The sequence below is a fragment of the Paenibacillus sp. J53TS2 genome (assembly GCF_018403305.1).
Taxonomy (GTDB): Bacteria; Bacillota; Bacilli; order Paenibacillales; family Paenibacillaceae; genus Fontibacillus; species Fontibacillus rhizolycopersici.
This window is the reverse complement of record NZ_BOSK01000002.1, coordinates 300,634-323,219: the sequence shown is the minus strand read 5'-3', so window position 1 is coordinate 323,219 and position 22,586 is coordinate 300,634. Positions and strand designations below refer to the sequence as shown.

General features: G+C 54.8%; 19 protein-coding genes. 9 read left to right on the top strand and 10 right to left on the bottom strand.

Annotated features, from left to right (window positions below):
- The first annotated feature begins 280 nt into the window (after positions 1–280).
- Genes nirB through cobA form a run of 4 tightly spaced genes read left to right on the top strand, consistent with a single transcriptional unit; the run spans position 281 to position 4,740 of the window.
- Positions 281–2,719: a nitrite reductase large subunit NirB gene (gene nirB, locus KJS42_RS06035; RefSeq protein ID WP_213622299.1), complete on the top strand. Its 2,439-nt coding sequence runs from the start codon at positions 281–283 to the stop codon at positions 2,717–2,719.
- Between the two features lie 23 nt (positions 2,720–2,742).
- Positions 2,743–3,057, top strand: a complete 315-nt coding sequence (gene nirD / locus KJS42_RS06030) for a nitrite reductase small subunit NirD (RefSeq protein ID WP_213622298.1) — start codon at positions 2,743–2,745, stop codon at positions 3,055–3,057.
- A 40-nt stretch (positions 3,058–3,097) separates the two neighbouring features.
- The gene (locus KJS42_RS06025) at positions 3,098–3,970 is read left to right on the top strand and encodes a formate/nitrite transporter family protein (RefSeq protein ID WP_213622297.1); all 873 of its coding nucleotides are present in this window, start codon (positions 3,098–3,100) and stop codon (positions 3,968–3,970) included.
- Positions 3,967–4,740, top strand: a complete 774-nt coding sequence (gene cobA / locus KJS42_RS06020) for a uroporphyrinogen-III C-methyltransferase (protein WP_213622296.1) — start codon at positions 3,967–3,969, stop codon at positions 4,738–4,740. Before KJS42_RS06025 ends, cobA begins: the two co-directional genes overlap by 4 nt.
- 341 nt (positions 4,741–5,081) lie before the next feature.
- Here the strand turns inward: cobA and KJS42_RS06015 are convergent, their stop codons facing one another.
- From KJS42_RS06015 to KJS42_RS06000, 4 genes are all read right to left on the bottom strand, one after another.
- Positions 5,082–5,714, bottom strand: coding sequence for a polysaccharide deacetylase family protein (locus KJS42_RS06015; RefSeq protein ID WP_213622295.1), 633 nt, complete (start codon positions 5,712–5,714; stop codon positions 5,082–5,084).
- Between the two features lie 136 nt (positions 5,715–5,850).
- A complete protein-coding gene (locus KJS42_RS06010) occupies positions 5,851–6,705 on the bottom strand; it encodes an SDR family oxidoreductase (RefSeq protein ID WP_213622294.1) in 855 nt (284 codons plus the stop codon).
- Between the two features lie 45 nt (positions 6,706–6,750).
- The gene (gene uxuA / locus KJS42_RS06005; RefSeq protein WP_213622293.1) at positions 6,751–7,824 is read right to left on the bottom strand and encodes a mannonate dehydratase; all 1,074 of its coding nucleotides are present in this window, start codon (positions 7,822–7,824) and stop codon (positions 6,751–6,753) included.
- Between the two features lie 33 nt (positions 7,825–7,857).
- Positions 7,858–8,541 (bottom strand): GntR family transcriptional regulator, encoded by a 684-nt coding sequence (locus tag KJS42_RS06000; RefSeq protein WP_155604834.1) that lies wholly within the window; start codon positions 8,539–8,541, stop codon positions 7,858–7,860.
- Between the two features lie 271 nt (positions 8,542–8,812).
- Between KJS42_RS06000 and KJS42_RS05995 the strand changes: the two genes are divergently transcribed.
- Positions 8,813–9,964: a family 8 glycosyl hydrolase gene (locus KJS42_RS05995; protein WP_213622292.1), complete on the top strand. Its 1,152-nt coding sequence runs from the start codon at positions 8,813–8,815 to the stop codon at positions 9,962–9,964.
- Positions 9,965–10,449: 485 nt separating this feature from the next.
- On the opposite strand, the gene KJS42_RS05990 is transcribed toward KJS42_RS05995, so the two are convergent.
- The 3 genes from KJS42_RS05990 to KJS42_RS05980 form a co-directional block, all read right to left on the bottom strand.
- Positions 10,450–11,280 (bottom strand): carbohydrate ABC transporter permease, encoded by an 831-nt coding sequence (locus KJS42_RS05990; RefSeq protein ID WP_155604836.1) that lies wholly within the window; start codon positions 11,278–11,280, stop codon positions 10,450–10,452.
- Positions 11,280–12,161 carry a carbohydrate ABC transporter permease gene (locus KJS42_RS05985; RefSeq protein ID WP_155604837.1) on the bottom strand — a complete coding sequence of 294 codons (882 nt, stop codon included), beginning with the start codon at positions 12,159–12,161 and terminating at the stop codon, positions 11,280–11,282. The genes KJS42_RS05990 and KJS42_RS05985 overlap by 1 nt, the downstream gene beginning before the upstream one ends.
- A 76-nt stretch (positions 12,162–12,237) precedes the next feature.
- A complete protein-coding gene (locus KJS42_RS05980; protein ID WP_167521167.1) occupies positions 12,238–13,551 on the bottom strand; it encodes an ABC transporter substrate-binding protein in 1,314 nt (437 codons plus the stop codon).
- Between the two features lie 220 nt (positions 13,552–13,771).
- Here KJS42_RS05980 and KJS42_RS05975 point away from each other — a divergent pair, with 220 nt between their 5' ends.
- Together KJS42_RS05975 and KJS42_RS05970 are read left to right on the top strand one after the other, a co-directional pair.
- Complete coding sequence (locus KJS42_RS05975; RefSeq protein WP_213622291.1) at positions 13,772–15,529, top strand: sensor histidine kinase; 1,758 nt, start codon at positions 13,772–13,774, stop codon at positions 15,527–15,529.
- A 16-nt stretch (positions 15,530–15,545) separates the two neighbouring features.
- Positions 15,546–17,075: a response regulator gene (locus KJS42_RS05970; RefSeq protein ID WP_213622290.1), complete on the top strand. Its 1,530-nt coding sequence runs from the start codon at positions 15,546–15,548 to the stop codon at positions 17,073–17,075.
- Here the strand turns inward: KJS42_RS05970 and KJS42_RS05965 are convergent.
- Positions 17,030–18,070, bottom strand: a complete 1,041-nt coding sequence (locus KJS42_RS05965) for an LLM class flavin-dependent oxidoreductase (RefSeq protein ID WP_213622289.1) — start codon at positions 18,068–18,070, stop codon at positions 17,030–17,032. The two genes, KJS42_RS05970 and KJS42_RS05965, sit on opposite strands and share 46 nt — an antisense overlap.
- 122 nt (positions 18,071–18,192) lie before the next feature.
- On the opposite strand from KJS42_RS05965, the gene KJS42_RS05960 reads away from it, so the two are divergent.
- Both KJS42_RS05960 and KJS42_RS05955 read left to right on the top strand, forming a co-directional pair.
- Entirely contained in the window at positions 18,193–19,785 is a 1,593-nt protein-coding gene (locus KJS42_RS05960) for a glycoside hydrolase family 43 protein (protein WP_213622288.1), read from the top strand.
- Between the two features lie 26 nt (positions 19,786–19,811).
- Positions 19,812–20,549, top strand: a complete 738-nt coding sequence (locus tag KJS42_RS05955) for an AAA family ATPase (RefSeq protein WP_213622287.1) — start codon at positions 19,812–19,814, stop codon at positions 20,547–20,549.
- 234 nt (positions 20,550–20,783) lie between these two features.
- On the opposite strand, the gene KJS42_RS05950 is transcribed toward KJS42_RS05955, so the two are convergent.
- Positions 20,784–21,614, bottom strand: coding sequence for a carbohydrate ABC transporter permease (locus tag KJS42_RS05950; protein WP_155604844.1), 831 nt, complete (start codon positions 21,612–21,614; stop codon positions 20,784–20,786).
- Entirely contained in the window at positions 21,614–22,501 is an 888-nt protein-coding gene (locus tag KJS42_RS05945) for a carbohydrate ABC transporter permease (protein WP_155604845.1), read from the bottom strand. Before KJS42_RS05945 ends, KJS42_RS05950 begins: the two co-directional genes overlap by 1 nt.
- Between the last annotated feature and the right edge of the window lie 85 nt (positions 22,502–22,586).

Genomic DNA, 22,586 nt, shown 5'->3' with positions numbered 1-22,586 from the left:
TATGTCACATTAACTTACATTAAAAATTTCAATTACTCAATTTTATGTAATATATATTGACATCATCACTATCCTCTTATATAGTAAATGACAACCAAACGCTGGATTCACAAAAATGTCATTCAAAATTCCATAAAGGAATGCCGGGTACAATGAGGTGCCTGCAAGAAGCGGCAATGGAGCCTGTCTTCGCAACCCAAGGGATAACGCAAAAGTGCGTCTTTCTAGGGGCGAGACGGGCTTTTTGTGTTTTTCGCGATTCGAGAAAGGGGAGACGGAGATGAACCGAAAGAAAAAAATGGTGCTGATCGGGAATGGAATGGCGGGGATGCGAACAATAGAGCATGTATTAAAGCTGGCTCCGGAAGCGTATGAAATTACGGTTTTTGGCGCGGAGCCGCATCCGAACTACAACCGTATTATGTTGTCCTCGGTGTTGGCGGGAGGGGCCGACATGAAGGAGATCGTCATCAACGATTTGGCCTGGTACGAGGAGAATAAGATCCGGCTGCATCTAGGCGATGCGGTCGTACAGATCGATACGAAGGAGCGCAAGGTCGTGTCGGCGTCCGGATTGAAAGCCGATTACGACACGCTGATTCTGGCTACGGGCTCCAACCCGTTCATCTTGCCGATTCCCGGAGCACGCAAAGAAGGCGTGATTGGATTTCGAGACATCAAGGATTGCGAGTTGATGATGGAGGCGTCCCGCAAATATAAGAAAGCCGTGGTCATCGGCGGCGGCTTGCTTGGATTGGAAGCTGCTCGCGGGTTGTTGCATCTAGGCATGGATGTCTCGGTCGTGCACATCCATCCTTATTTGATGGAACGCCAGCTCGACGAACCGGCGTCGCGGATGCTGCAGCGCGAGCTGGAGGCACAGGGCATGAAGTTCCTTCTGCAGAAGCAAACGGCTAACATTTATGGCGGACGGCGGGCCGAGGGGCTGGAGTTCGCGGACGGAAGTCGGCTAGAAGCGGATCTGGTCGTGATGGCCGTCGGCATCAAGCCGAACATTGAGCTGGCGAAAGAGGCAGGGCTGGAGGTAGCGCGAGGCATCGTCGTGAACGACTATTTGGAGGCAAGTGCGCCAGGCGTTTATGCCGTTGGGGAATGCGCCGAGCATCGCGGCATCGCCTACGGTCTGGTCGCCCCTCTCTACGAACAAGGCAGTGTGCTGGCCAAGCGGTTAGCCGGTGTGGATACAGCCGGGTACGAAGGATCCGTGACCTCCACGAAGTTGAAGGTATCGGGGGTGGATGTATTTTCCGCAGGGTACTTCAATGATGTTCCGGGCACACGCTCACTGCGCATTCAAGACGAACTGGAAGGCACGTACCGCAAAATCGTCCTACAGGACGACAAGCTGATTGGAGCGGTGATGTTCGGCGATACGACGGACGGCCCTTCGTTGTTCGCCAAGATCAAAAGCGGCGAATCCGTGGCCGGGAAAGAGAAGGAGTTGCTGCTCGGATATGCTCCGGGGCAGGCGGGGGCAGGGGCCTCCTCCCCGAATGCCAGGTTGGCGGCGATGTCCGACGATGAAATCATCTGCGGTTGCAACGGCGTCACCAAAGGCACGATCGTCGAAGCGGTGAAGGGCGGCTGCGCCAGCGTAGGCGAGATCAAAGCATGCACGAAAGCATCCGGTTCCTGCGGCGGCTGCAAACCGTTGGTGGAAGGCCTGCTCCATTTGTATGCGGAGGGCGATGTCAAAGCGGTGAAGGAAGGCATTTGCGGCTGTACGCCGCTCGGCCGCGACGAGATCGTCGCAAGCATCAAGCAGATGGGACTCAAGAGCGTGCGCGAGGTCATGAACGTGCTGGAATGGCGCGAACCCGAGGGCTGCTCGAAATGCCGCCCGGCGCTGAACTACTACCTGGGTATGCTGTGGCCGGCCGAATATGTGGACGAAAAAGAGTCTCGCTTCGCCAACGAGCGTTACCACGCGAACATCCAGAAGGATGGAACTTTCTCCGTCGTGCCGCGGATCTACGGCGGTGTGACCTCCCCGGCCGAACTCAAACGAATCGCGGCGGTTGCGGAGAAATACGACGTTCCGATGGTGAAGTTCACCGGCGGGCAGCGGTTAGACCTCCTTGGCGTCAAGAAAGAGGATTTGCCGAAGGTTTGGGAGGAGCTGGACATGGCGTCCGGCCATGCGTATGGCAAAGCGTTGCGGACGGTGAAGACGTGTGTTGGATCGACCTTTTGCCGGTTCGGTACACAGGATTCCATCGGGATGGGCATCCGGTTGGAGAAGGCGTTCGAGCGCCTGAATACGCCAGGTAAAGTGAAGCTGGCCGTGTCGGGTTGCCCGCGGAACTGCGCCGAAGCGACGATCAAGGATCTGGGTGTCGTCGCCATCGACGGCGGATGGGAGATCCATGTCGGCGGCAACGGCGGTGTCAAAGTACGGGCAGCGGAACTGCTCTGCGTGGTGAAAACCGAAGACGAGGTCATTGAGTGGACGGCGGCGTTCCTGCAGCATTACCGCGAGCAGGCGAATTGGAACGAACGCACCGCGCAGTGGGTTGAACGGGTGGGCCTTGAGGCCATCAAGGCCGTGCTGGAGCAGGCCGAGGAACGCCAGGCGCTGGCCGCCCGGATCGAAGATACGTTGAGCCGGACGACCGACCCTTGGAAGGAAATCGTTGAAAACGAGGAACTGCGTAAAAACTTCGAACCGCTGCAAGACGTGCAATTGCAAAATTCGTAATCTTTTTGAGGGGGGAGAAAGCTATGATTACTAAAATTCAAGTCGCCCGTTTGGACGACATTGATCGGCTCGGCTCACGGACGGTGAGGGTTGAAGATAAAGAGGTGGCGATCTTCCGCCTCAGCGACGGCAGTGTCCATGCGATCGAAAATCGCTGTCCTCACAAAGGCGGCAAATTATCGGAAGGGATGGTGTGCGGTTCTGCCGTGCATTGTCCCCTGCATGATTGGAAGATCAACCTTCACAGTGGGCGCGTTCAAGAACCCGATCATGGCGAGGTAACCGTCTACGAAACCGAAGTGGATGAAACGACCGGAGCTATCTATATTTCGCTGTAGCGTACAGAGATGCCATCGCAGAAAAAGGAGTGGACGAACCATGGATTACGTCAAACCAGGAGAAGTACTTGGAACCATGATTGAGACGGGTGAAAATAAAGCCAACCTCAGCATCCTGCAGCTGCTGGTGAGGGGATTTTTGGGCGGTGCGATCCTTGCCTTCGCCACGACGTTGGCGTTAACCGCAACGCAGCAAACCTCGCTGGGGCTCGTGGGGGCGGTTGTTTTCCCCGTGGGATTCGTGATCATCGTACTGCTGGGCTTAGAGCTTGCCACCGGCAGCTTCGCGCTCATCCCGTTGGCCGTGCTGGAACGCCGTGTTTCACTGACAAGGATGCTGTCGAGCTTCGGCTGGGTGATTCTCGGGCATTTGATCGGTTGCGCTGTTTATGCGATTTTGTATGGACTGACGATTACGAAAATGGGGACGGACCTGACCCATCCGCTCGTGCAGACGTTGATACAGACGAGCGAAGCGAAGACGCTGGCCTACAAGCATCTAGGCGGCAGCGGATTGGCGCTGGTGATCATCAAAGCGGTTCTTTGCAACTGGATGGTGACGCTTGGCGTGGTGATGGCGATGACCTCGAAATCGACAGTCGGCAAAATCGTAGCGATGTGGCTGCCGATTCTGATCTTTTTTGCGCAGGGGTTCGAGCATGCGGTGGTCAATATGTTCGTCATCCCGTTGGGGATGCTGCTGGGGGCGAATGTCAGCTTCGCGGATTGGTGGCTGTGGAATCAGATTCCCGTCTTGATCGGCAACTTCCTGGGCGGCGTCGTGTTTACCGGATTGATGTTGTATCTCTCTCAAAAGGGGAAGTTGCCACGCGGAGAAGGGGCACGGGTTAACGTGACGGAGATGGCTGAGCCGGACGGTCGGGCGTTGTCCGTGGCGGGAGAACGCTTATGAAAGGCCCGGGGACAGTGAGTATTGTCGGAGCAGGGCCCGGTGATCCGGAGCTGATCACGGTTAAGGCAATGAAACGACTGCGCGAGGCGGAGGTCGTCCTGTACGACCGCCTGATCAGCGAAGAGCTGCTGGCTTACGCCGGACCCGGCGCGAAGCTGGTATACTGCGGCAAGGCGCCGGGACGCCATGCGATGCCGCAGGAGGACATCCACCGGCGTCTGGTCGGATACGCCTTGGAAGGAAAGCGGGTGGTACGCCTGAAAGGCGGCGACCCCTTCGTCTTCGGGCGCGGCGGGGAAGAAGCGTTGGCGCTGGCGGCTGCGGGAATCCCCTATGAGGTGATTCCCGGCATCACGTCGGCGCTTGGCGCGGCGGCCTCCGCCGGAGTGCCGCTGACGCATCGCGGGGCGGCCGCCTCCTTCGCCTGCGTAACCGGCACCCGCTGCCACGGCGATCGCCAGTCGATCCGCTGGGACCTACTGGCGCAAGGCGTCGACACGCTGGCGATTTACATGGGCGTCAGCCAAATTGCCGCCATCCGCAGCGAGCTGCTCCGCTACGGCAAGCCCGCTCAGACGCCGGTCGCATTGATCGAAAGCGGTACGACCCGCAAGCAGCGCACGTTCACCTGCACCTTGGACGACATGCACAAGCTGGCCGTCGCCGTGAAGCTCAGTAACCCGGCGCTCATCCTCGTCGGCGAGGTCGTGCGCGTCCACGAGCAACTGCAGCAATTCGAACACCAAGCGGAGGAGTATTATGGGGCGTGAGATGGTGGGGACGTGGGCGGTACCTAAGTACCGTTTGACTGCCCTCCGATTCCCCTCCGCCCTTCGACTGCGGCTCAACTGCAAAAATGCAGTTGAATTCGAGGGAAATCTGCTTTTTCGCCGAATGAAGTGTAAATGTGCATTTGAATGAGTGGCTTGTGAGGGTAAATGGGGGTTTGGTGACAAAATGAACTGCACTTTTGCATTTCATCGACAGTTACAAGATACGTTCGGCAATATTCGCCTGCACTTTTGCATCTCGCCGAGCTAGCCCGGTGCAAAAAAAGGCCAAAAGGAGCGCGGTATTCGCGCAATCCTTTTGGCCTTTTTTGCAATGTGACTTATGAATCTGCCTCGTTCAACGCGAGCAGCTCGCTGACCGTGACCAGCCGATACCCGGCGGCCGTTAATCCGGAGGCCAGGATGCGCACGGCTTCAACCGTTTGGGAACGGTCGTCGAAACCGTCATGAAACAACAGGATGCTGCCCGGGCGGATTTGTTCCCGCGTCTTTTCCACAATATGCGCGACACCGGGCATTTCCCAATCTGTCGCCGCACCATTGACCGCTCCGATCGCGGGATAACCGAATTCTCCGGCGGTGATCGCAGCAACCTCCTCGGAGGTATCGATATAAGGCGGACGGTAAACCTTCGGTTTTGCCCCCGTCACTTGCTGGATCAGCTCCTCCGTCAGCTGCATTTCCCGGCGGACTTCTTCGGAGCTAAGTTCGGGGAGGTGCGGGTGCGAGTAGGTGTGGTTACCGATCTCGTGGCCTTGCTCGTGAACGGCTTTCGCGGTTTCCAAGCTTTTTTCGATCTGCGTGCCGATCATGAAGAAGGTTGCTTTCCCTTGCACCTCCTGGAAGATCTCCAGGACCTGCGGGGTATAAATCGGATTAGGGCCGTCGTCGAAAGTGAAGGCAACGGCTTTTTCCCGGAGAGAAACTTCATTGATCACTTGATAACTAGACATGTTGGATCCATCTCCTTTAAAGTAGCCACTCGGATACGTGCTCTCGTTGTTGTCCGCCTTCCCGCGTTAAGGCAAGTTTGAGCTTGTAACGGCGGGGTGCCGGGCAAGGTTCCGCAGGAGCGGAAGTGCCGCTGGCTTAGACTCCAGAATAAGCCATGAAGCCGCCGTCGACTGGGATCACCGTGCCGGTCACGAAGCCGGACGTCTCCGCATCCGCCAGCCACAGCAGGGTGCCCAGCAAATCCTCCGGCACGCCGAAGCGACGCATCGGGGTATGCGTGATGATTTTATTCGAGCGCTCGGTTAGGGACCCGTCCGGGTTCGTCAGCAAATTGCGGTTCTGTTCCGTCAGAAAAAATCCCGGCGCGACCGAATTTACGCGGATGCCGGATTCCGCCAAATGCACGGCTAGCCACTGGGTCAGGTTGTTGATCGCCGCTTTGGCCGCGCTGTAGGCGGGAACCTTCGTCATCGGACTATAAGAGCTCATGGAGGAGATGTTAATGATCGTTGCACCGGGGCGTCCGATCATATCTTTAGCGAATACTTGTGTTGGGATCAGTGTCCCGGTGAAGTTTAAGTCGAGAACGCCGCGAACACCAGGGATGCTGAGGTCAAAAAAACTGGTGACGTCGGGATTGGCGGCATCCTCCGGCCGAAAAATCTCGTTCGTCGTATTGGCGCTGGCGTGGTTACCGCCGGCCCCGTTGACCAGAATATCGCACGGGCCAAAAAGCTCCCGAACGGCAGCCTCCGCCGCCTTAACGCTCTCAATGTCCGTCACGTCGCAGGCGAATGCGGCCGCCGTACCGCCGTCGGCATGAATCTGCTCCGCGACGGCTTCCCCTTTGGCGAGCGTGCGGTTCAAGATCGCCACCTTCGCCCCTTGGCGGCCCAGTTCCCGGGCCATCGCCCGGCACAAGACTCCGGCTCCTCCGGTAATGACAGCGGTTTTGCCGGCCAAAGCCGGATGTACTGGCATATTGCTCATCGGATGTTTCACTCCTTTTCGTCATCCATAAAGGATAATCCTCGATCAGTTCAATTGGCTGGCTTGCTTGGCATACGCGTCCCACAAGCCCCACAGATACATAATGCCGAGCGCCCGGTCATATAGGCCGTACCCCGGACGGCATTCCTCGCCCCAAATATGGCGGCCGTGGTCGGGACGGGCATATCCCGTGAAGCCGGTGTCATAATACGCTTTGACGATGCCGGCGATATCGACGGTGCCGTCCTGGGTCCGATGCGATGTTTCCATAAAATCGCCGTTATCGAACACGCGCACATTGCGGATATGGGCAAATGGAATCCGGTCATGGAACTCATGGATCATGGCGATAATATCGTTGTCCGGGTTGGCCCCAAGCGATCCGCTGCACAAGGTGATCCCGTTGGACGGGCTATCAACCAGCTTCAGGAAGCGACGCAGGTTCTGCTGACTTGTGATAATGCGCGGCAACCCGAAGATTGACCACGGCGGATCGTCCGGATGAATGGCCATTTGGATCCCATGCCGCTCGGCCACCGGGACGATTTCCTTCAGAAAATACTCCAGGTTGCGCCACAAATCCTCTTCCGTCACGCCCCGATAGGCCTCGAACAGGGAGGTTAATTGCTCCAGCCGCTCCGGTTCCCAGCCGGGCATGGTTAGCGCGCTGTTTTGGTTAATCACATTCACCAGCTCGAAAGGATCGATGTCGTGGATACGAGCTTTTTCATAAAATAACGCCGTTGAACCGTCCCCCGACGCCTTATGTAAATCGGTACGCAGCCAGTCGAAGATCGGCATGAAGTTGTAGCAGATGACCTTGACGCCAACCTGGGCCACCTTCTCGATGGTCCGCTTGTAGTTTTCGATATACTGGTCCCGCGACGGCAAGCCGAGCTTAATGTCCTCATGCACGTTGACGCTCTCAACAACCTCCAGGTGAAAACCGTAGCGGTCCGCTTGCCGCTTCACCTCTTCGATTTTGTCCATCGGCCATTCATCCCCTGCAGGCACGTCGTGCAGCGACCATACCAGGCCTTCCACCCCGGGAATTTGCTTGATCTGATCCAGCGTCACCGTGTCATTGCCCTCGCCGAACCAGCGAAATGTCATGCGCATACCTTCACCGCCTATCTTGTTTTTGTGAAGCCTCTAGCCTTGCTTAAAATAACCCGGATACCGCTCCTGCAACACCGGCAAATTGGAGACGCTGAGCCGTAAATGCTCCCTCATTAACCCGTCGGCCCGGTCAGCATCCCCGCTGGCGATCGCCTCAACCATCGCTTGATGCTGCTCATAAAGGTTCTCCCAATGCGGATCGGTCGTCAGCCATAGCACCCGCGTCCGATTGAGATGGGCGTTCATCTGCTGGATGACGTCCCATGTGCCCAGCTTGCGGCTGCCGGCGAACAGAATGCGATGGAACTCCTCGTCCAGCGCAAACATCGCATGGTTGTCGTGCCTGCGGATGCTGTCCTCTTGTCGGCTGAGGTTGTCGGTCAGCGCACCCAGCGCTTCCTCCGGGAACCGTTCGCAAGCAAGCCGGATCACGGCGCGCTCCAGCTGTTCCCGCATAAACCGCGCTTCCTCCACGAGCTCGGGATCGATCAGCGATACGCGCGTGCCGCGTTGCGGCAGCACAACCACCAACCCTTCCTGCGCAAGTCGGACGAAGCTTTCTCGAACGGGCGTACGGCTAACTTGAAAGGTGAGGGACATCTCTTTTTCGGATAACGTTGTTCCCGGCGGCAGCTCCAGCGTGACGATCTGCTCCTTCAGCTTGGCATACACTGCGTTTCCCGCCGAACCAGATTGACTCAGCCATTTGTCGCTCATTCCATCACCTCACTAGGTCTAGGTCTTGTTGTTACTCTACCTCAACTTGCTTATCTACCATACTTGTATGGTAGTATGGAACCCTGGGGTTTGCAAGCGAAAATTCATCGAATTACACAAATTTTTGAATACGCATACATCCCTATGGTCATTAGGCTTGATTTGGATAAATAAAAGCGTGAAATGCACATGGAATCTCCTAGGGGGAGCGTGTTACGTTTACGTTAATGTCAAGACAAAACAAGCACAAATTGAGGAGGGCTGTTAAGCGATGACGGAGCGTCAAGGAGCATACGACACCGGGAACTATCGGAATTTACTGGCGGAGTACGGCTATGGGGAGGAGACGGTTCAGCGCAGGCTGGACGAAACGTGGAAGCAATTATTTGAAGGGGACGAGGAGACGCGATTCTATTACCCCTCCGGCGAGGATATGGGCTATATGCTGGATACGGGGAACCTCGACGTGCGAACGGAGGGGATGTCTTACGGGATGATGATGGCCGTTCAGTACGGCAATCAAGATGTGTTCGATCGGCTTTGGAAGTGGACGAAGACGTATATGTTTATGACCGAAGGGGAGAACGCCGGATATTTCGCCTGGTCCTGCGCCCCGGACGGGAAGCGGCTATCGAACGGACCTGCGCCGGATGGTGAGGAATATTTTGCGCTGGCGCTACTGTTTGCGTCCCATCGTTGGGGCGACCGCGAAGCGCCGTTCGACTACGGCATCCAAGCTCGGGATTTGCTAAGAACCTGTCTGCACCAAGGCGAAAATGGGGTGGGTTATCCAATGTGGAACCCGGACAACAAGCTGATCAAGTTTATTCCGAATTGCGAGTTTTCCGATCCTTCCTACCATTTGCCTCATTTCTACGAGTTGTTTGCGTTGTGGGCGTATCCCGAGGACCGTCCGTTCTGGAAGGAAGCAGCAGAGGCGAGCCGTCAATACCTGCATCTCTCATGCCATCCGGTCACGGGGCTTGCGCCGGAGTATGCCTACTACAACGGTACGCCAAACAACGAGCGGGGGTTTGGCCACTTCTATAGCGATGCATATCGAGTGGCGGCCAATGTGGGCCTCGACTGGGAGTGGTTTGCCGCCGATCCTTGGCAACGGGAGACAGCGGGAAAAATCCAGGCGTTCTTCGCCGATAAGCACCCAGAGGATTACCGCCGTTACACGATATCGGGCGAACCGTTTAATGAACCGGCACTGCACCCGGTCGGACTGCTCGCCACCAACGCGATGGCCTCGCTGGCGGCCGAAGGCCCTCAAGCGAAAGCGAGCGTCGAGTTGTTCTGGAACACCCCGGTTCGAACCGGCAAGCGCCGCTATTACGACAATTGCCTGTACCTGTTTGCGCTGCTGGCGCTCAGCGGGAACTACCGGATTTGGATGCCGCAGGGCGAGGAGGCGTGATGGGATGCCTGCGAATTTTCAGGCAGATCCCGTCAGCTACTTAACGAGGCACGGTTGAAGTAGTAACGGACTCCAGCGCCGTTATTTCGTTGATTCGGGAGGATTCCGGATGCTAACGGACCGAGAAGACGTTATTTCCACGTATTCTTCCTTGTACACCACGGTTGGGGCCAAATAAGGGCCTCAGGGTCCGTTACAGTTCCTGCGATGCAAAAAAACGCGAGCCCGGATGACTCCCGGGACTCACGTAATCTGAGGAATTCGTCGGTGCTCGGCGAAATGTTGTACAATGGGCATCATTTTGCTGGGCTGAACCAACTTATATCGAATAATGTTGTAAAAACTAATATTGCATAAACTACAACATTTCGCAGCGGCGGTGAGGAGTAGGCGGTGACCAAAGTGTATAGACACGCTCAGTCGTACACGCTAGCTCCACCCACGCCTGCTGTGCGCCACGCGCCAACGCGCCGCGCGCTTCCCGATCAGCCTTTCACGGCGCCGGCGGTCAGGCCGCTGACGATGTATTTTTGACCAAACAAATACAGGATAAACACCGGCAGGGAAGTTAGCACCAGATTAGCGAAGATCAGGTTCCACTCCCGACTGTACTTGCCGTAGAAATTGTAGATGGACAGCGGCATCGTCCAGGTCGAACTGTCGGTCAGGAAGTACAACGGAATCGTGATATCGTTCCACACCGACATGAAGACCATGATCGCGACCGTGGCATTCACCGGCAGGATCAGTGGCGTTACGATCCGGAAGAACACGCCAAACACGCTGGCCCCTTCAAGGAACGCAACTTCGTCGAGCGCTTTCGGAATCGTTTTGATAAAGCCGCTGTACAGAAACACGCTAAATGCGGTGTTCAGCGAGGCGTAAATGAGAATGACGCTGGTGATGCTGCCGTAGAAACCAAGCGCCTGCACGATCCGGATGGTCGTGATCGTCGACATCGGGGCGATCAGGCCCATAAAGAAGTACATATACAGCGTATTCGCGAATTTCGTCTCGCGCCGAGCCAAGATAAAAGAGGCGGCGGAAGAGGCGACGATGTTGATCACGGACGAAATGCCGGTAATCAACACGCTATTCCCGAAAGCCCGAGCGATCCCCCCCTCTTCAAATACGCGCGCGTAGTTGGAGAACATCCATTTTTCGGGCAGCTTGAGTGAGAAATCGAGCACTTCGGCGCTCGTTTTGAACGAGCCGAAGATCATGATCAAGATCGGTAAAATGATGAGCAACGATGCCAGCAGCAGAAGGCCTTCGACGATGTAGTTACGAATGGCGAGTTTGCGTGTGAATCCCATTATTCGGTGACCTCCTTACGCCGCATAAAGATGAGCAGCGGGATGGCAATGATGGTTACAGCCACGAACAATAGTGTATTGATGGCCGTACCCAGCCCCCAGCTTCCTTCGCCGAAGGACCGCAAAATGATTGTACCGACGACCTGGGAGGCGTTACCCGGCCCCCCGCCCGTCAAGACGAAGACCTCCGAGAAGACCTTAAGTCCGCCGATGAGCGTGAGCATCAGGTTAATATTGATCGCTGGCAGCAGGAGCGGCAGCGTGATTTTCGTGAACTTCTTCCAGGATCCGGCCCCGTCGATGGTCGCCGCTTCGTAATACTCCTGGGAGATAGATTGGAGTCCAGCCAAGTAAATCGCCATTTGAAAGCCGGCATGCTGCCAAATCGAGATGATAGCGATGGTCCAGATGACGATATGCGGATTGGTGAGCCAAGCCTGGCTCAAGGCGTGGAGTCCGACCGCATCGAACATCCGGTTGATGGCGCCTTCGGTGCGTAAGATCGGCGTAAAGACGATGCCGATGACCAGGATGCTAAGGATGGACGGGGAATAAAAGATCGCCCGCAGCAGGTTCCGCGTTTTCAATCGCATGTTGAGCGCGACCGCCAGCACAATGCCGATCAGGTTTTTCCCGACCACGGTGACGACGGCAAAAATCAAAGTGTTTTTAAGCGCCAGAATCAGCGTTTTGTCGGAGAAGATCTTTCGGAAGTTCTCCCAACCGACGAAGTCGATCGTTAGGCGATCTAGCCGCCAATCGGTAAAGGAATAATAAAAGCCCGTAAACGCCGGAATGACGAAAAAGATCGAGTAGATCAATAACGCCGGTAGTACGAGATAATAGGAATATAGATTTTTGACCGATGCTTTTGATTTCATGTTCTCCCACCCCATTATAGACTGGGGCAGCATAAAACCCCGGACGGGACTTTATGCTGCCTGCCATTCTTCCGATTTAGAAACCGGGGATTTCTTTATCTTTCATCAGTTGGCTGAACTTTTCGTCCCAGGATTTCAAGACTTCTTCCGGCGTTAATCCACCGGCAAATTGATCCTGCAGCAGCCGGTACAATTCGCTGCGGTCTACCAGCATGAAGGCGTCGGTCGTCAGCACGGTTTTCTTCGGCGTGATGTAGTTGTCGACGATCTCCTGCTTGTAGGCCGGCAGTTCCGGCGTGTTGACGTCATTCAAGTTCGATACGTAACCTTTGGAATCGACGATTTTCTGAGCGATTTCCTTGGAACCCATGAAGTTCAAGAACTCCTTCGCTTCTGCCAAGTGCTTAGCTTTCTTCGGAATGAACAGTTGGCCGCCAAGCGGGCTGGCTCCCAGGCTGGCATCCTGCTCGGAAGGGATCGGGAAGACACCCAGGTGCATGTTAGGGTCTTGCTTAAGCACGCCTTCAATCAACCAGTCGCCCATGAACATCATCGCAACTTCCTTGTTCAGGAATTTGCCAACCGCCATATCGTAGCTGTCGCTGAGGACGTCGGTGTTGGTGTAGCCTTTTTTATACACTTCATATTGCTGTTCCAGGAAGGTTTGGAATTCCGGAATGTCGGACCATTTTCTCTTGTTGCTGTTCAATTCATCAAAGAAGGTTGGATCGTTTTTGGATACGAAGTTGGCAAAAGCGGCTGCCGGCCAAATATTGGCGGACCAATTGTCCTTATACGGCATGAATACCGGAGTAACTCCGCTCGCTTTGATCTTCTCGCAAACGGCCAGGAACTCTTCGAAGTTGGTTGGAATCGACAGTCCCAAGTCATCAAAGATGTCCTTGTTGTACACGACGCCCTGCATCCCTGTATCCTGGCTGACATGGAAGCTATAGATATGCCCATAAGCGGAAAGGACGTCTTTGTTCAGAATCCGGCTGGCCCAAGGCTCGTTATCCAGAATCTCGAAGTTGCGCTCCAGATTCAAATCCGTGGTGGCGCTGGCCAAGTTGTATTGAATGATGTCCGGTGTTTCCTCAACGGCCAGCTTGGTTTGCAGGACCGTTGTCGTTTGCTCGGCTGGAATCAACTGAAGATTCACTTTGATGTTCGTTTGCTTCTCAAACTCATCCAGCAGATCTTGTTGAATGAAGGCGGAATCCTGTGAGCTCTTGGAGATCGCTAACTCGATGGTGACTTTGTCTCCTTTGGCGGCACCGGTGTTCGTACCTTCCTTCGCGGCATTGCCGGATTTCGCGCCTCCCGATCCGCAGGCTGCGAGCGATACGGCCAGCAAACCGGCGACAATCGCGGTGGTCGTTCTTTTCATTGTGTGATTCAAGGCAAATCCCCCCGTCTTTATGATGTGGCTTTGAATGCGCTTGCAACTTGATTATAAAATCCAGGGCAGCTAAGGTACATGTCTGAGGATGACAGATCATGTGTAAAATTGTGAACTTGAAACCGTTGTCATGACGTGAAGCGAAATGGTACAGTTAAACCATCAAACAAACGCATTAAGGCACAGCAAGGAGGCCTAAGCCAACGTCATGAGACCTTTTTCCCCTCGCAAAAATCAGCTCAGTCTGCAAAACAAAGTCCTTTTAACTTTTGTGGCCTTGCTCTTGTTTATACTCGGCTGCTTTATCGTATACGTGAATTTAGTTGTCATTAAACCGTTGAAGGAGAAAACGGTCGAGGCCAAGCTGGCAGCGGCGACGAAGGTCAGCCAGCAGCTCGACGATTACGTCGACAGTCAAAACCAGCTGTCTCAGCGGATCTTATCCAGCAAGGACATCTTTGCCATCCTTGAACGAGGATATCAAACCGATGTGAACATCGAACGGCTGAATCAAAGCCGCAGACTCAAGGATCTGATGTTCCAGGCCATCGGACCAAGGATGAACATCAAGGATATGGTGATTTACGACAAGACAGGACGGCAGATCGTGTCTTACCTTGGGGAAAGGGGCGACGCGGCTTCTTTGGAAGGCTATTTAAAGAAAAGCCTGATGAACGGGAGCTGGAGCGGCAGCGGATTTGTGCTGGAACGACAAGGAGATACGGTCTCCTTTATTCGGCCCATTAACAACCAGAATGGCAAGGTTTTCGGGTATCTCAGCATTCTATTGGACGAGACGTTTCTGCAAAGGATGACGCATGGCATAGGTGCTGGAGAGGTGTATATCTTGGACAAGGTAGGCCGGTCCGTAGCCGGTTCCATGTCGGAAGCGGAGCATGCGGAGCTTACGGCAAGAGATCGGGACAGCGGAGTTTACGCGGATAATTACCGGAATTACGTAGCCTTTTCCCGCTCGGAGAGCACCGGATGGACAACCTATCTTGTAACGCCAAAACGGGACGTGCTGGGGCCGGTGAACTCGGTGAAGTACCTTTCCATCCTGTTGATAACGTCGTTGTTGCTATTGTCTTTCGTCTATATTTATTTCTCTTCGCGAAACCTGTTGTTGCCCATTCGTAAGCTGCGCAGCCAGATTTGGAGGATCAGCTACAGTAACATGAATATCAAAATGGACACTCGTTCGCAAAACAATGAACTGATCTTGCTGAATGAGGCGTTTCAGGATCTCATGGAACGTCTGCAGGAGTCGATCGAACGGGAGAAAATCGCTCTTCACGAGGAGGTCAAAGCGCGAAACTCCGCGCTCCAGGCCCAAATCGCGCCGCACTTCATCCATAACGTGCTCTATTTGATCAGTATCGCTGCCCAAGAGGGGAAGACCGAGGTCGTTTCCGATATGTGCAAGCATTTATCGGACAGCTTGCGTTACATCGTGTCTTCACCCTACGCTCACGTGACTTTGGCCGATGAACTGGAGCATACGCGGCACTACTTGTCGCTCGTACAGCAGAAATACGAAGAGGACTTGGTATGGGAGATTCATGCGGACGAATCCGTGTTGAACGTACAGCTGCCACGGCTGGTCCTGCAGCCTTTCGTAGAGAATTGCATCGAGCACGCCTTCTCCCGCAGCGACCCGCCTTGGCGGATTGATATCACGGTGAAGCAGTTCAACGGACTATGGGCGGTGGAGATCAAGGATAACGGAGATGGCTTTCCTCCCGGGAAAATAGCTGAGATTATGGATAACCTGCGGGCGGCGGACGCCGATAGAGAGGGAGAAGCACAGGGGACCTCAATCGGCAACATGGGTATCGTGAACAGTGTGGGACGGCTGAAATTGATGTATCAGAACCGGCTGTTCTTTAACGTGTTCAATCACGCCAACGGAGAAAAAGGGGCTACGGTGCAGATCATCGGATCGTTAACGAAAGACTTCTACTGAACAAGGAGGGCACAGCATGTACAACGTGATGATCGTGGAAGACAGCAAACCGATCTTGCGGAACATTCGAACGCTGCTTGGCTCCCTGGAGCTCCCGGTCCAGGTGGTGGCGACGGCGACGAATGGAGAGGAAGCGCTGGAGCTGATCCGACAACAGCCCGTGGACCTGGTGCTGACCGATATCCGCATGCCGAAGATGGACGGGTTGACGTTGATTGAACAAGCAAAGCAACTCCGCCCGCAACTGTTGTTCATTCTGATCAGCGGGTACAACGATTTTGAGTACACGCGCAAGGCCATCAATTTGCAGGTCTTCGATTACTTGCTGAAGCCCATTGAGCGCAAACAGCTGGTGGAGGTCATGAATCGGGCGATCGAGCGGCTGCAAAGCCGGATTCCCAGCGAAGCGGAGCTGTTCAAGGAGATTGTGGAGCCCGGGTTTTATGAGGAGCTGCAGCTTGGCGACCAATTTCGCCATTACGGTAAGGCGCTGATTCTCATCCGGAGACAGCCATTTGCAGGAGGACGAGAGCTTTGGAATCTAGAGGGGCTGCAGCGCAGGCTGGGGGAGTTGTTTTCCCCGCATCTGTGCTGGGTGTTTCCAACCCAAATGGCTAGTCAGTTCCTCGTGTTGGTGCAAAAAATGGCCGTGGAGCCCTATTCCTCGGTGTATGAATGCTTAGAGTCGATTCGCCGTACCTTAGAGGCCGAAGGGCTACCGGTATCGGTTGGCGGGCAGTTGCAGTCCGGTGATCCGGACAAACTCCCTGAGTTGTATCATCGCGTATCGGGGATTTTGGATAAAGAGCAACGTATTCACCACGGCGTGGTGATCGATACGGAGACCCTGCATGGGCTCGGCGGTTTGGATAGCCCGGAATTGGATCGGGCGACAGTGGCCGCCTTCACCGAGCTCATCCAGGGTCGGGGGAAGGAGAAGTTCTTGTTAAAGCTGAACGAGCAACTGGCGAAATGGGCCGTCGACAATATCCGGCTCACGGAGCTGGAACGGTTCGTCGCGTTGTTGGTGGATGCCTTCTCCCAAGCCTGGAACGACCAAGGCTCCGGACACCGGTTGGAGCTCGAGGCGACATCACGGGGGTTGCTTTCGGTAGATAGCTTCGAGAAGTTCTGCCAGGGGTTTCAGGAATGGGCAAAGCAATCCTTCGAACGAGTTCAAGCGCAGAACCGGAAAAGCGGAGAGGAGCTGTTTCGGCAGATTGAGGAGTACGTCAGGCTAAACTTATACTCGTATCTATCGATTGCCGATGTAGCCCTCAAATTTCATGTCAGCCCCTCGTATATCAGCCGGGTGATGAAGAATTATGCGCAAAACACGTTTGTGCAGTATTACACGGGACTAAAAATCAAAGAGGCTTGCAGGCTGATGGCCTGCAAGCCGGAAATGCGAATTAAAGAGGTGTCCGACGCCTTGTCTTTCAGCGATCAGCACTATTTCTCCAAAGTGTTCAAGGAATATACGGGGTACAGTCCGACGGATTATAAGGAACGTTGTCCTCCAAACAGTTCCGACAGCAGCTCGTAGGAACGCAAGCGGGCCTTATGGTCGTAGACCTGCGCAGCGACGATGATCTCGTCGGCCTCGGTCTCCGCCAACAGGTGTTCCAGCCGATTCCGCACGGTCTCCGGCGACCCGATCGCCGAATAGCTAAGTTGGCGTTCGACCAGGGCTTGCTCCTGCGGCGTCCAGTCCAGTTGGTCGACCGGCGGGCTAAGCTGCGCGGTGCGCCGGCGGATCAGGTTGAGGAACTGCTGCAGCTGGGAGGTCGCCAGGCGGCGGGCCTCCGCGTCGGTATCGGCGACGATCACGTTAACGCCGATCATCGCGTAAGGCTTCGCCAGCTCCTCCGACGGGCGGAAGTGCGTGCGGTACAGATCGAGCGCCGGGAGCAGGTAATCCGGCGCGAAATGGCTGGCGAAAGAGAACGGCAGACCGAGTTTGGCGGACAACTGTGCGCTGAAGCCGCTGGAGCCAAGCAGCCAGATCGGGATATGCAGACCTTCGCCGGGAATCGCCCGTACGCGCATGGAGGAACCCGAGACGGGCTGGAAGTAGTTCCGCAGCTCGGAGAGCCGCTCCGGAAAGTCCTGACCGTCGCTGCCGGGCCCGCGCCGCAGCGCATGCGAGGTCAACGGGTCGGAACCTGGCGCCCGACCGAGACCGAGATCGATCCGCCCCGGGTATAGCGACTCCAGCGTGCCGAACTGCTCGGCGATGACCAGCGGCGCATGGTTCGGCAGCATGATGCCGCCGGAGCCGACGCGGATCTTCTTCGTGCCGCCGGCGATGTGGCCGATGACGACCGAGGTCGCCGAGCTGGCGATACCGGGCATGCCGTGATGCTCCGCCAGCCAATAGCGATGGTAACCCCAGTCTTCGGCGTGCCGGGCTAGATCCAGCGAGTTGCTCAGAGATTCCGTGGCGGTGCTGCCGGCCGTGATTGGCGCCAGGTCGAGAATGGAGACGGGAATATGGGATAAACGATGCGATGAATCGTGTGAATGTTGTGAGTTGGGCATAAATACAAGCCTCCTTAGGCATGAAATAGATACGAAAGCCTAATTTCTATTATAATCGAATTTTAAATAAATGAGAAAAACAATCACTAAAACGATAACAGTTATGAACAGGAGGAAATCACATGAGTGAACGTACTATGATCACGAATCCGATTTTAAGCGGTTTTAATCCGGACCCCTCGATTTTACGGGTCGGTGACGACTACTATATCGCGACGTCCACCTTCGAGTGGTTTCCAGGCGTCCAGATTCATCATTCCCGGGATCTTGTGCACTGGCAATTGATTGGTCATCCGCTGACTCGGGTTTCGCAGCTCGACATGCTGGGTAATCCCGGGTCCTGCGGGGTATGGGCTCCGTGTCTCAGCTATGATAACGGTTTGTTTTATCTCATCTACACGGACGTCAAAAGCCGCCACGGCGCATTCAAGGACACCCCGAACTATCTGGTCACTGCCAGCGATATTCGCGGTCCATGGTCGGAACCGGTGTATTTAAACAGCAGCGGTTTTGACCCTTCCTTGTTCCACGACGATGATGGGCGCAAATGGCTGGTCAATATGCTGTGGGATCACCGGAAAGGAAAGAATCATTTTGCCGGCATCGTTCTGCAGGAATATGATCCGCAGCAACAGAAACTGGTTGGTCCGGTCAAGAATATCTTTCTAGGCACGGAGCTTAGGTTAACCGAAGGCCCGCATTTATATAAAAGAAACGGTTACTATTACTTGCTCACGGCGGAAGGGGGCACGTATTACGATCATGCGGTTACGATGGCCCGATCGCGCACGATCGACGGACCGTATGAAGTCGACCCGACCAATCCGATTCTGACATCGTCGGGTAAACCGCATCTGGCATTGCAAAAGGCGGGGCACGCCTCGCTGGTTGAAACGCAAACGGGCGAGTGGTACATGGTACACCTAACCGGGCGGCCAACGAAAGACATCTATTGCACGCTTGGCCGGGAAACGGCGATCCAACGCGGTGTCTGGACGGAAGACAGCTGGTTCCGGCTGGAGACCAGCGGGAATGATCCGTTGGTCGAAGTGGATGCGCCTGCGTTGCCGCCGCATCCGTTCGAACCGGAGCCGGAGCGCGACGATTTCGACGCCGGGGGGTTCGAGCTCGGCGTTCACTGGAGCACGCTGCGCGTTCCGCCTACGGAGGATTGGTTGACCTTACGTGAGCGCCCCGGCTTCCTGCGCTTGTATGGCCGCGAGTCGATGAACTCGCTGTTCCGGCAAAGCTTGGTGGCTCGGCGGCAGCAGTCGTTTCATTGCCTGGCGGAGACCGTGGTGGAGTTCGAGCCGGAGACGTTCCAGCAGATGGCCGGCTTGACCGTCTTTTACGATACGAATGATCATGTCTACTTGCGGATCTCCCAGGATGAAACGAAGGGGAAAAGTCTGAATCTCATCCAAACGAAAGCCGGGGTTTATGACGAGCTGCTGGAAGAGGACATCTCGATCGAAGGCGCTACGCGCTGCTGGCTGCGAGTGACCATCGAACGAGAGTTGGCGCGTTTCGCCTACAGCCTCGATGGGGAGAACTGGCAGGCGGTCGGCAAAGCGGTTGACGTTAGCCACTTGGCGGACGATCCGGCAGAGAAAGTACGCTTCACCGGCACCTTCCTCGGCGTATGCGCCCAGGACCTTAGCGGGATGCGCAAGCCTGCCGACTTCGACTACTTTATATACAAGGAGCTCGATTAATTCACACCGAAGGGAGAGGACGTGGGATGTATTTAAGAGAGGTGACGCTCCTGAAAGACAATATGCCTTCATCGAGAGAATACCCGTTCTCTCTCCCGTTAGTCCGGAAGTTGAACAAGCTTCGTCTTAGCCGTCCGGTCACGTTTTTTGTCGGGGAGAATGGTTCAGGTAAATCCACCCTGCTGGAGGCGATCGCCTACCAATGCGGGTTTAATCCGGCCGGAGGCGGGAGAAATAACGTCTACGAGGTGGACCGGTCAGAATCTGCGCTCGGCGATTATATCCGCCTCTCATGGAATCCGAAAGTCACGAACGGCTTCTTTCTGCGGGCGGAATCGTTCTATTCGTTTGCCTCGCATATTGATGAGGTTGCGGCAACTCCGTCCTATGGAGGGCGATCTTTACACAGTCAATCGCATGGCGAATCGTTCCTCAGTCTGTTCAAGTACAGATTCGGCAGCCGAGGCATTTATCTGCTGGACGAACCGGAAGCCGCGTTGTCTCCAGCCCGGCAGCTGGCCTTGATGCGGATCATCCGAGATCTGTCGGGGAGAGCCCAGTTCTTGATCGCCACGCATTCGCCGATTCTGATGGGTTATCCGGATGCGGACATCCTGAATTTCGATGGGGATCGAATGGAAACGGTCCGTTACGAGGATACCGATCATTACCAAATCACGCGGCGTTTCCTGGAGAATCGGAACAGCGTACTCCGCACGCTGTTTGAGGATGAGGACGAGTTGGGGGTAGAAATAGAAGACTAAATTCCTGCAAAAATACAGGTATTTTTACGAATAACAACGATTGGGTTAGAACAACTGCGAAAATGCAGTTATTTTTCCCGTTTGTTCCATTTATGACGATAAAGACAGAAATACCTGCACTTTTGCAGGTATTTCTGATTTCGGTCAAGTTTGGCCGATAATACCTGCACTTTTGCAGGTATTGTTCTAAGCACGACAACAGCCCCCGGTCCATCGGACCAGGGGCTGTTTATGTCAACCTTTCACCGCGCCGGCGACAACGCCTTTGACGATGTATTTTTGCAGGAAGATAAAGACGATGATCGAAGGCAGCACGGCCATAACCATGGCGGTCATCGCGTATTGCCAGTCGGAGGTGTATTGTCCGACGAAGGTGTAGGCGGCCAGCGTTAGTGTCTTCGTTGTCGGCGAGCCGTTAACCATAAGCAATGGAAGCAGGAAGTCGTTCCAGATCCACATGACGTCGATGATGATGATCGTGGTGGTGACCGATTTCAACAGCGGGAAAATCACGCTGAAGAACAACCGGAAGCCGGAGGCGCCGTCGATTGTGGCGCTTTCGTCGATTTCCTTCGGAATCCCTTTCACGAAGCCGTGGTAGATGAATAGGGCGAGCGGAGCGCCGAAGCCCCAGTACAAAATGCCGAGTCCCCACGTGCTATCGGAGAGATGGAAGTTCTTCGCCATCTGCAGTACCGTCAGCATGATCGATTGGAACGGAATCAGCATCGGCATGATGCAGATGAAGTAAATGATCGAACTGGCTTTCGATTTCGTACGAGCCAGCTTGTACGCGGCGATGGACGAGATCAACACGATCCCGGCCAAGCCGAGGACGGTAATGACCGTATTGTTGAGGAACAGCCGCGGGTAGTTGATGAACTCCCAAACATAGCTATAGTTGGCAAAGGTTAATTTTTTCGGTAAAGCGATCACGTCGGTCATGACCTCGGAGAAGCTCTTCAATGAGTTGATGATGGTCAGGAACAACGGATACAGGAACAAGATTGAGAGGAGCACCATCACGATTTCCAGGACGATGCGGCCTGCACTATTCTTTTTCATTACGCCTCAACCTCCCTGCGTTTGAAGATAGTAAGCTGGATCACCGTAATAATTAGCACCGCTACGAAGAGAATCAGCGCTTTGGCTGTACCGTAGCCGTACAGGTTGTTCTGGAACGTATCGCGGTAAATGTCGTACGCCACGCTGTAAGTCGTACCGCCAGGGCCGCCGCCGGTCAAGGACAGGATGACGTCAAACACCTTGATCGAGTTGGTCAACGCCATAAAGACGGAAATCGTAATCGATGGAGCCAGCAACGGCAGCGTGACGTTAAAGAATCTGCGGATCGGGCCGGCACCGTCCACCGTAGCGGCTTCTTTCAAATCTTCCGGAACCGATTGCAAGCCCGCAATGTAGATCACCATGTAAAATCCGATCGATTGCCAGATCGATACGAACAACACCGAGATAAAAGCGAGTCCGGGTTCACCCAACCAGCTTAAGGCGAATACCCCCCAACCGGTGCTGGCACCTAGCGATTCAAAGCCTTGCATGAAGATGAACTTCCAGATAAAGCCGACGATAACCAAGCTGAGGATGTAAGGAATGAAGAAGGCTGCTCTGAGCCAGGTTGTCGTCTTCAACTTCATATCGAGCACCAGCGCCAGCAAGATCGCCAGCACGTTGATCAGCACGATATAAAGGATGGCGTATTTGATCGTAAACCAGGCCGCATGCGAGAAATTCGCATCGCCCATAAAAATCTGCTTAAAGTTGTCGAGCCCGACAAATTTCGGATGCTTGGAGATCCCGTTCCATTTGGTCAGGGAATAACGTATCGTCATGATGAACGGATAATAGAAGACGGCGATGATGGAAATCAGAATCGGCAACGTGAATACGCCAAACTCCAATTTCTCGCCCCGTTTTCTCCCTAGTTTGAACATAATGGCACCTCTTTTTCGTGACGTATTGTTTAAAGATCGGGTGAGGTTGGTTCCCTGCACACCTTGACTTTTTCGGCTATAATGA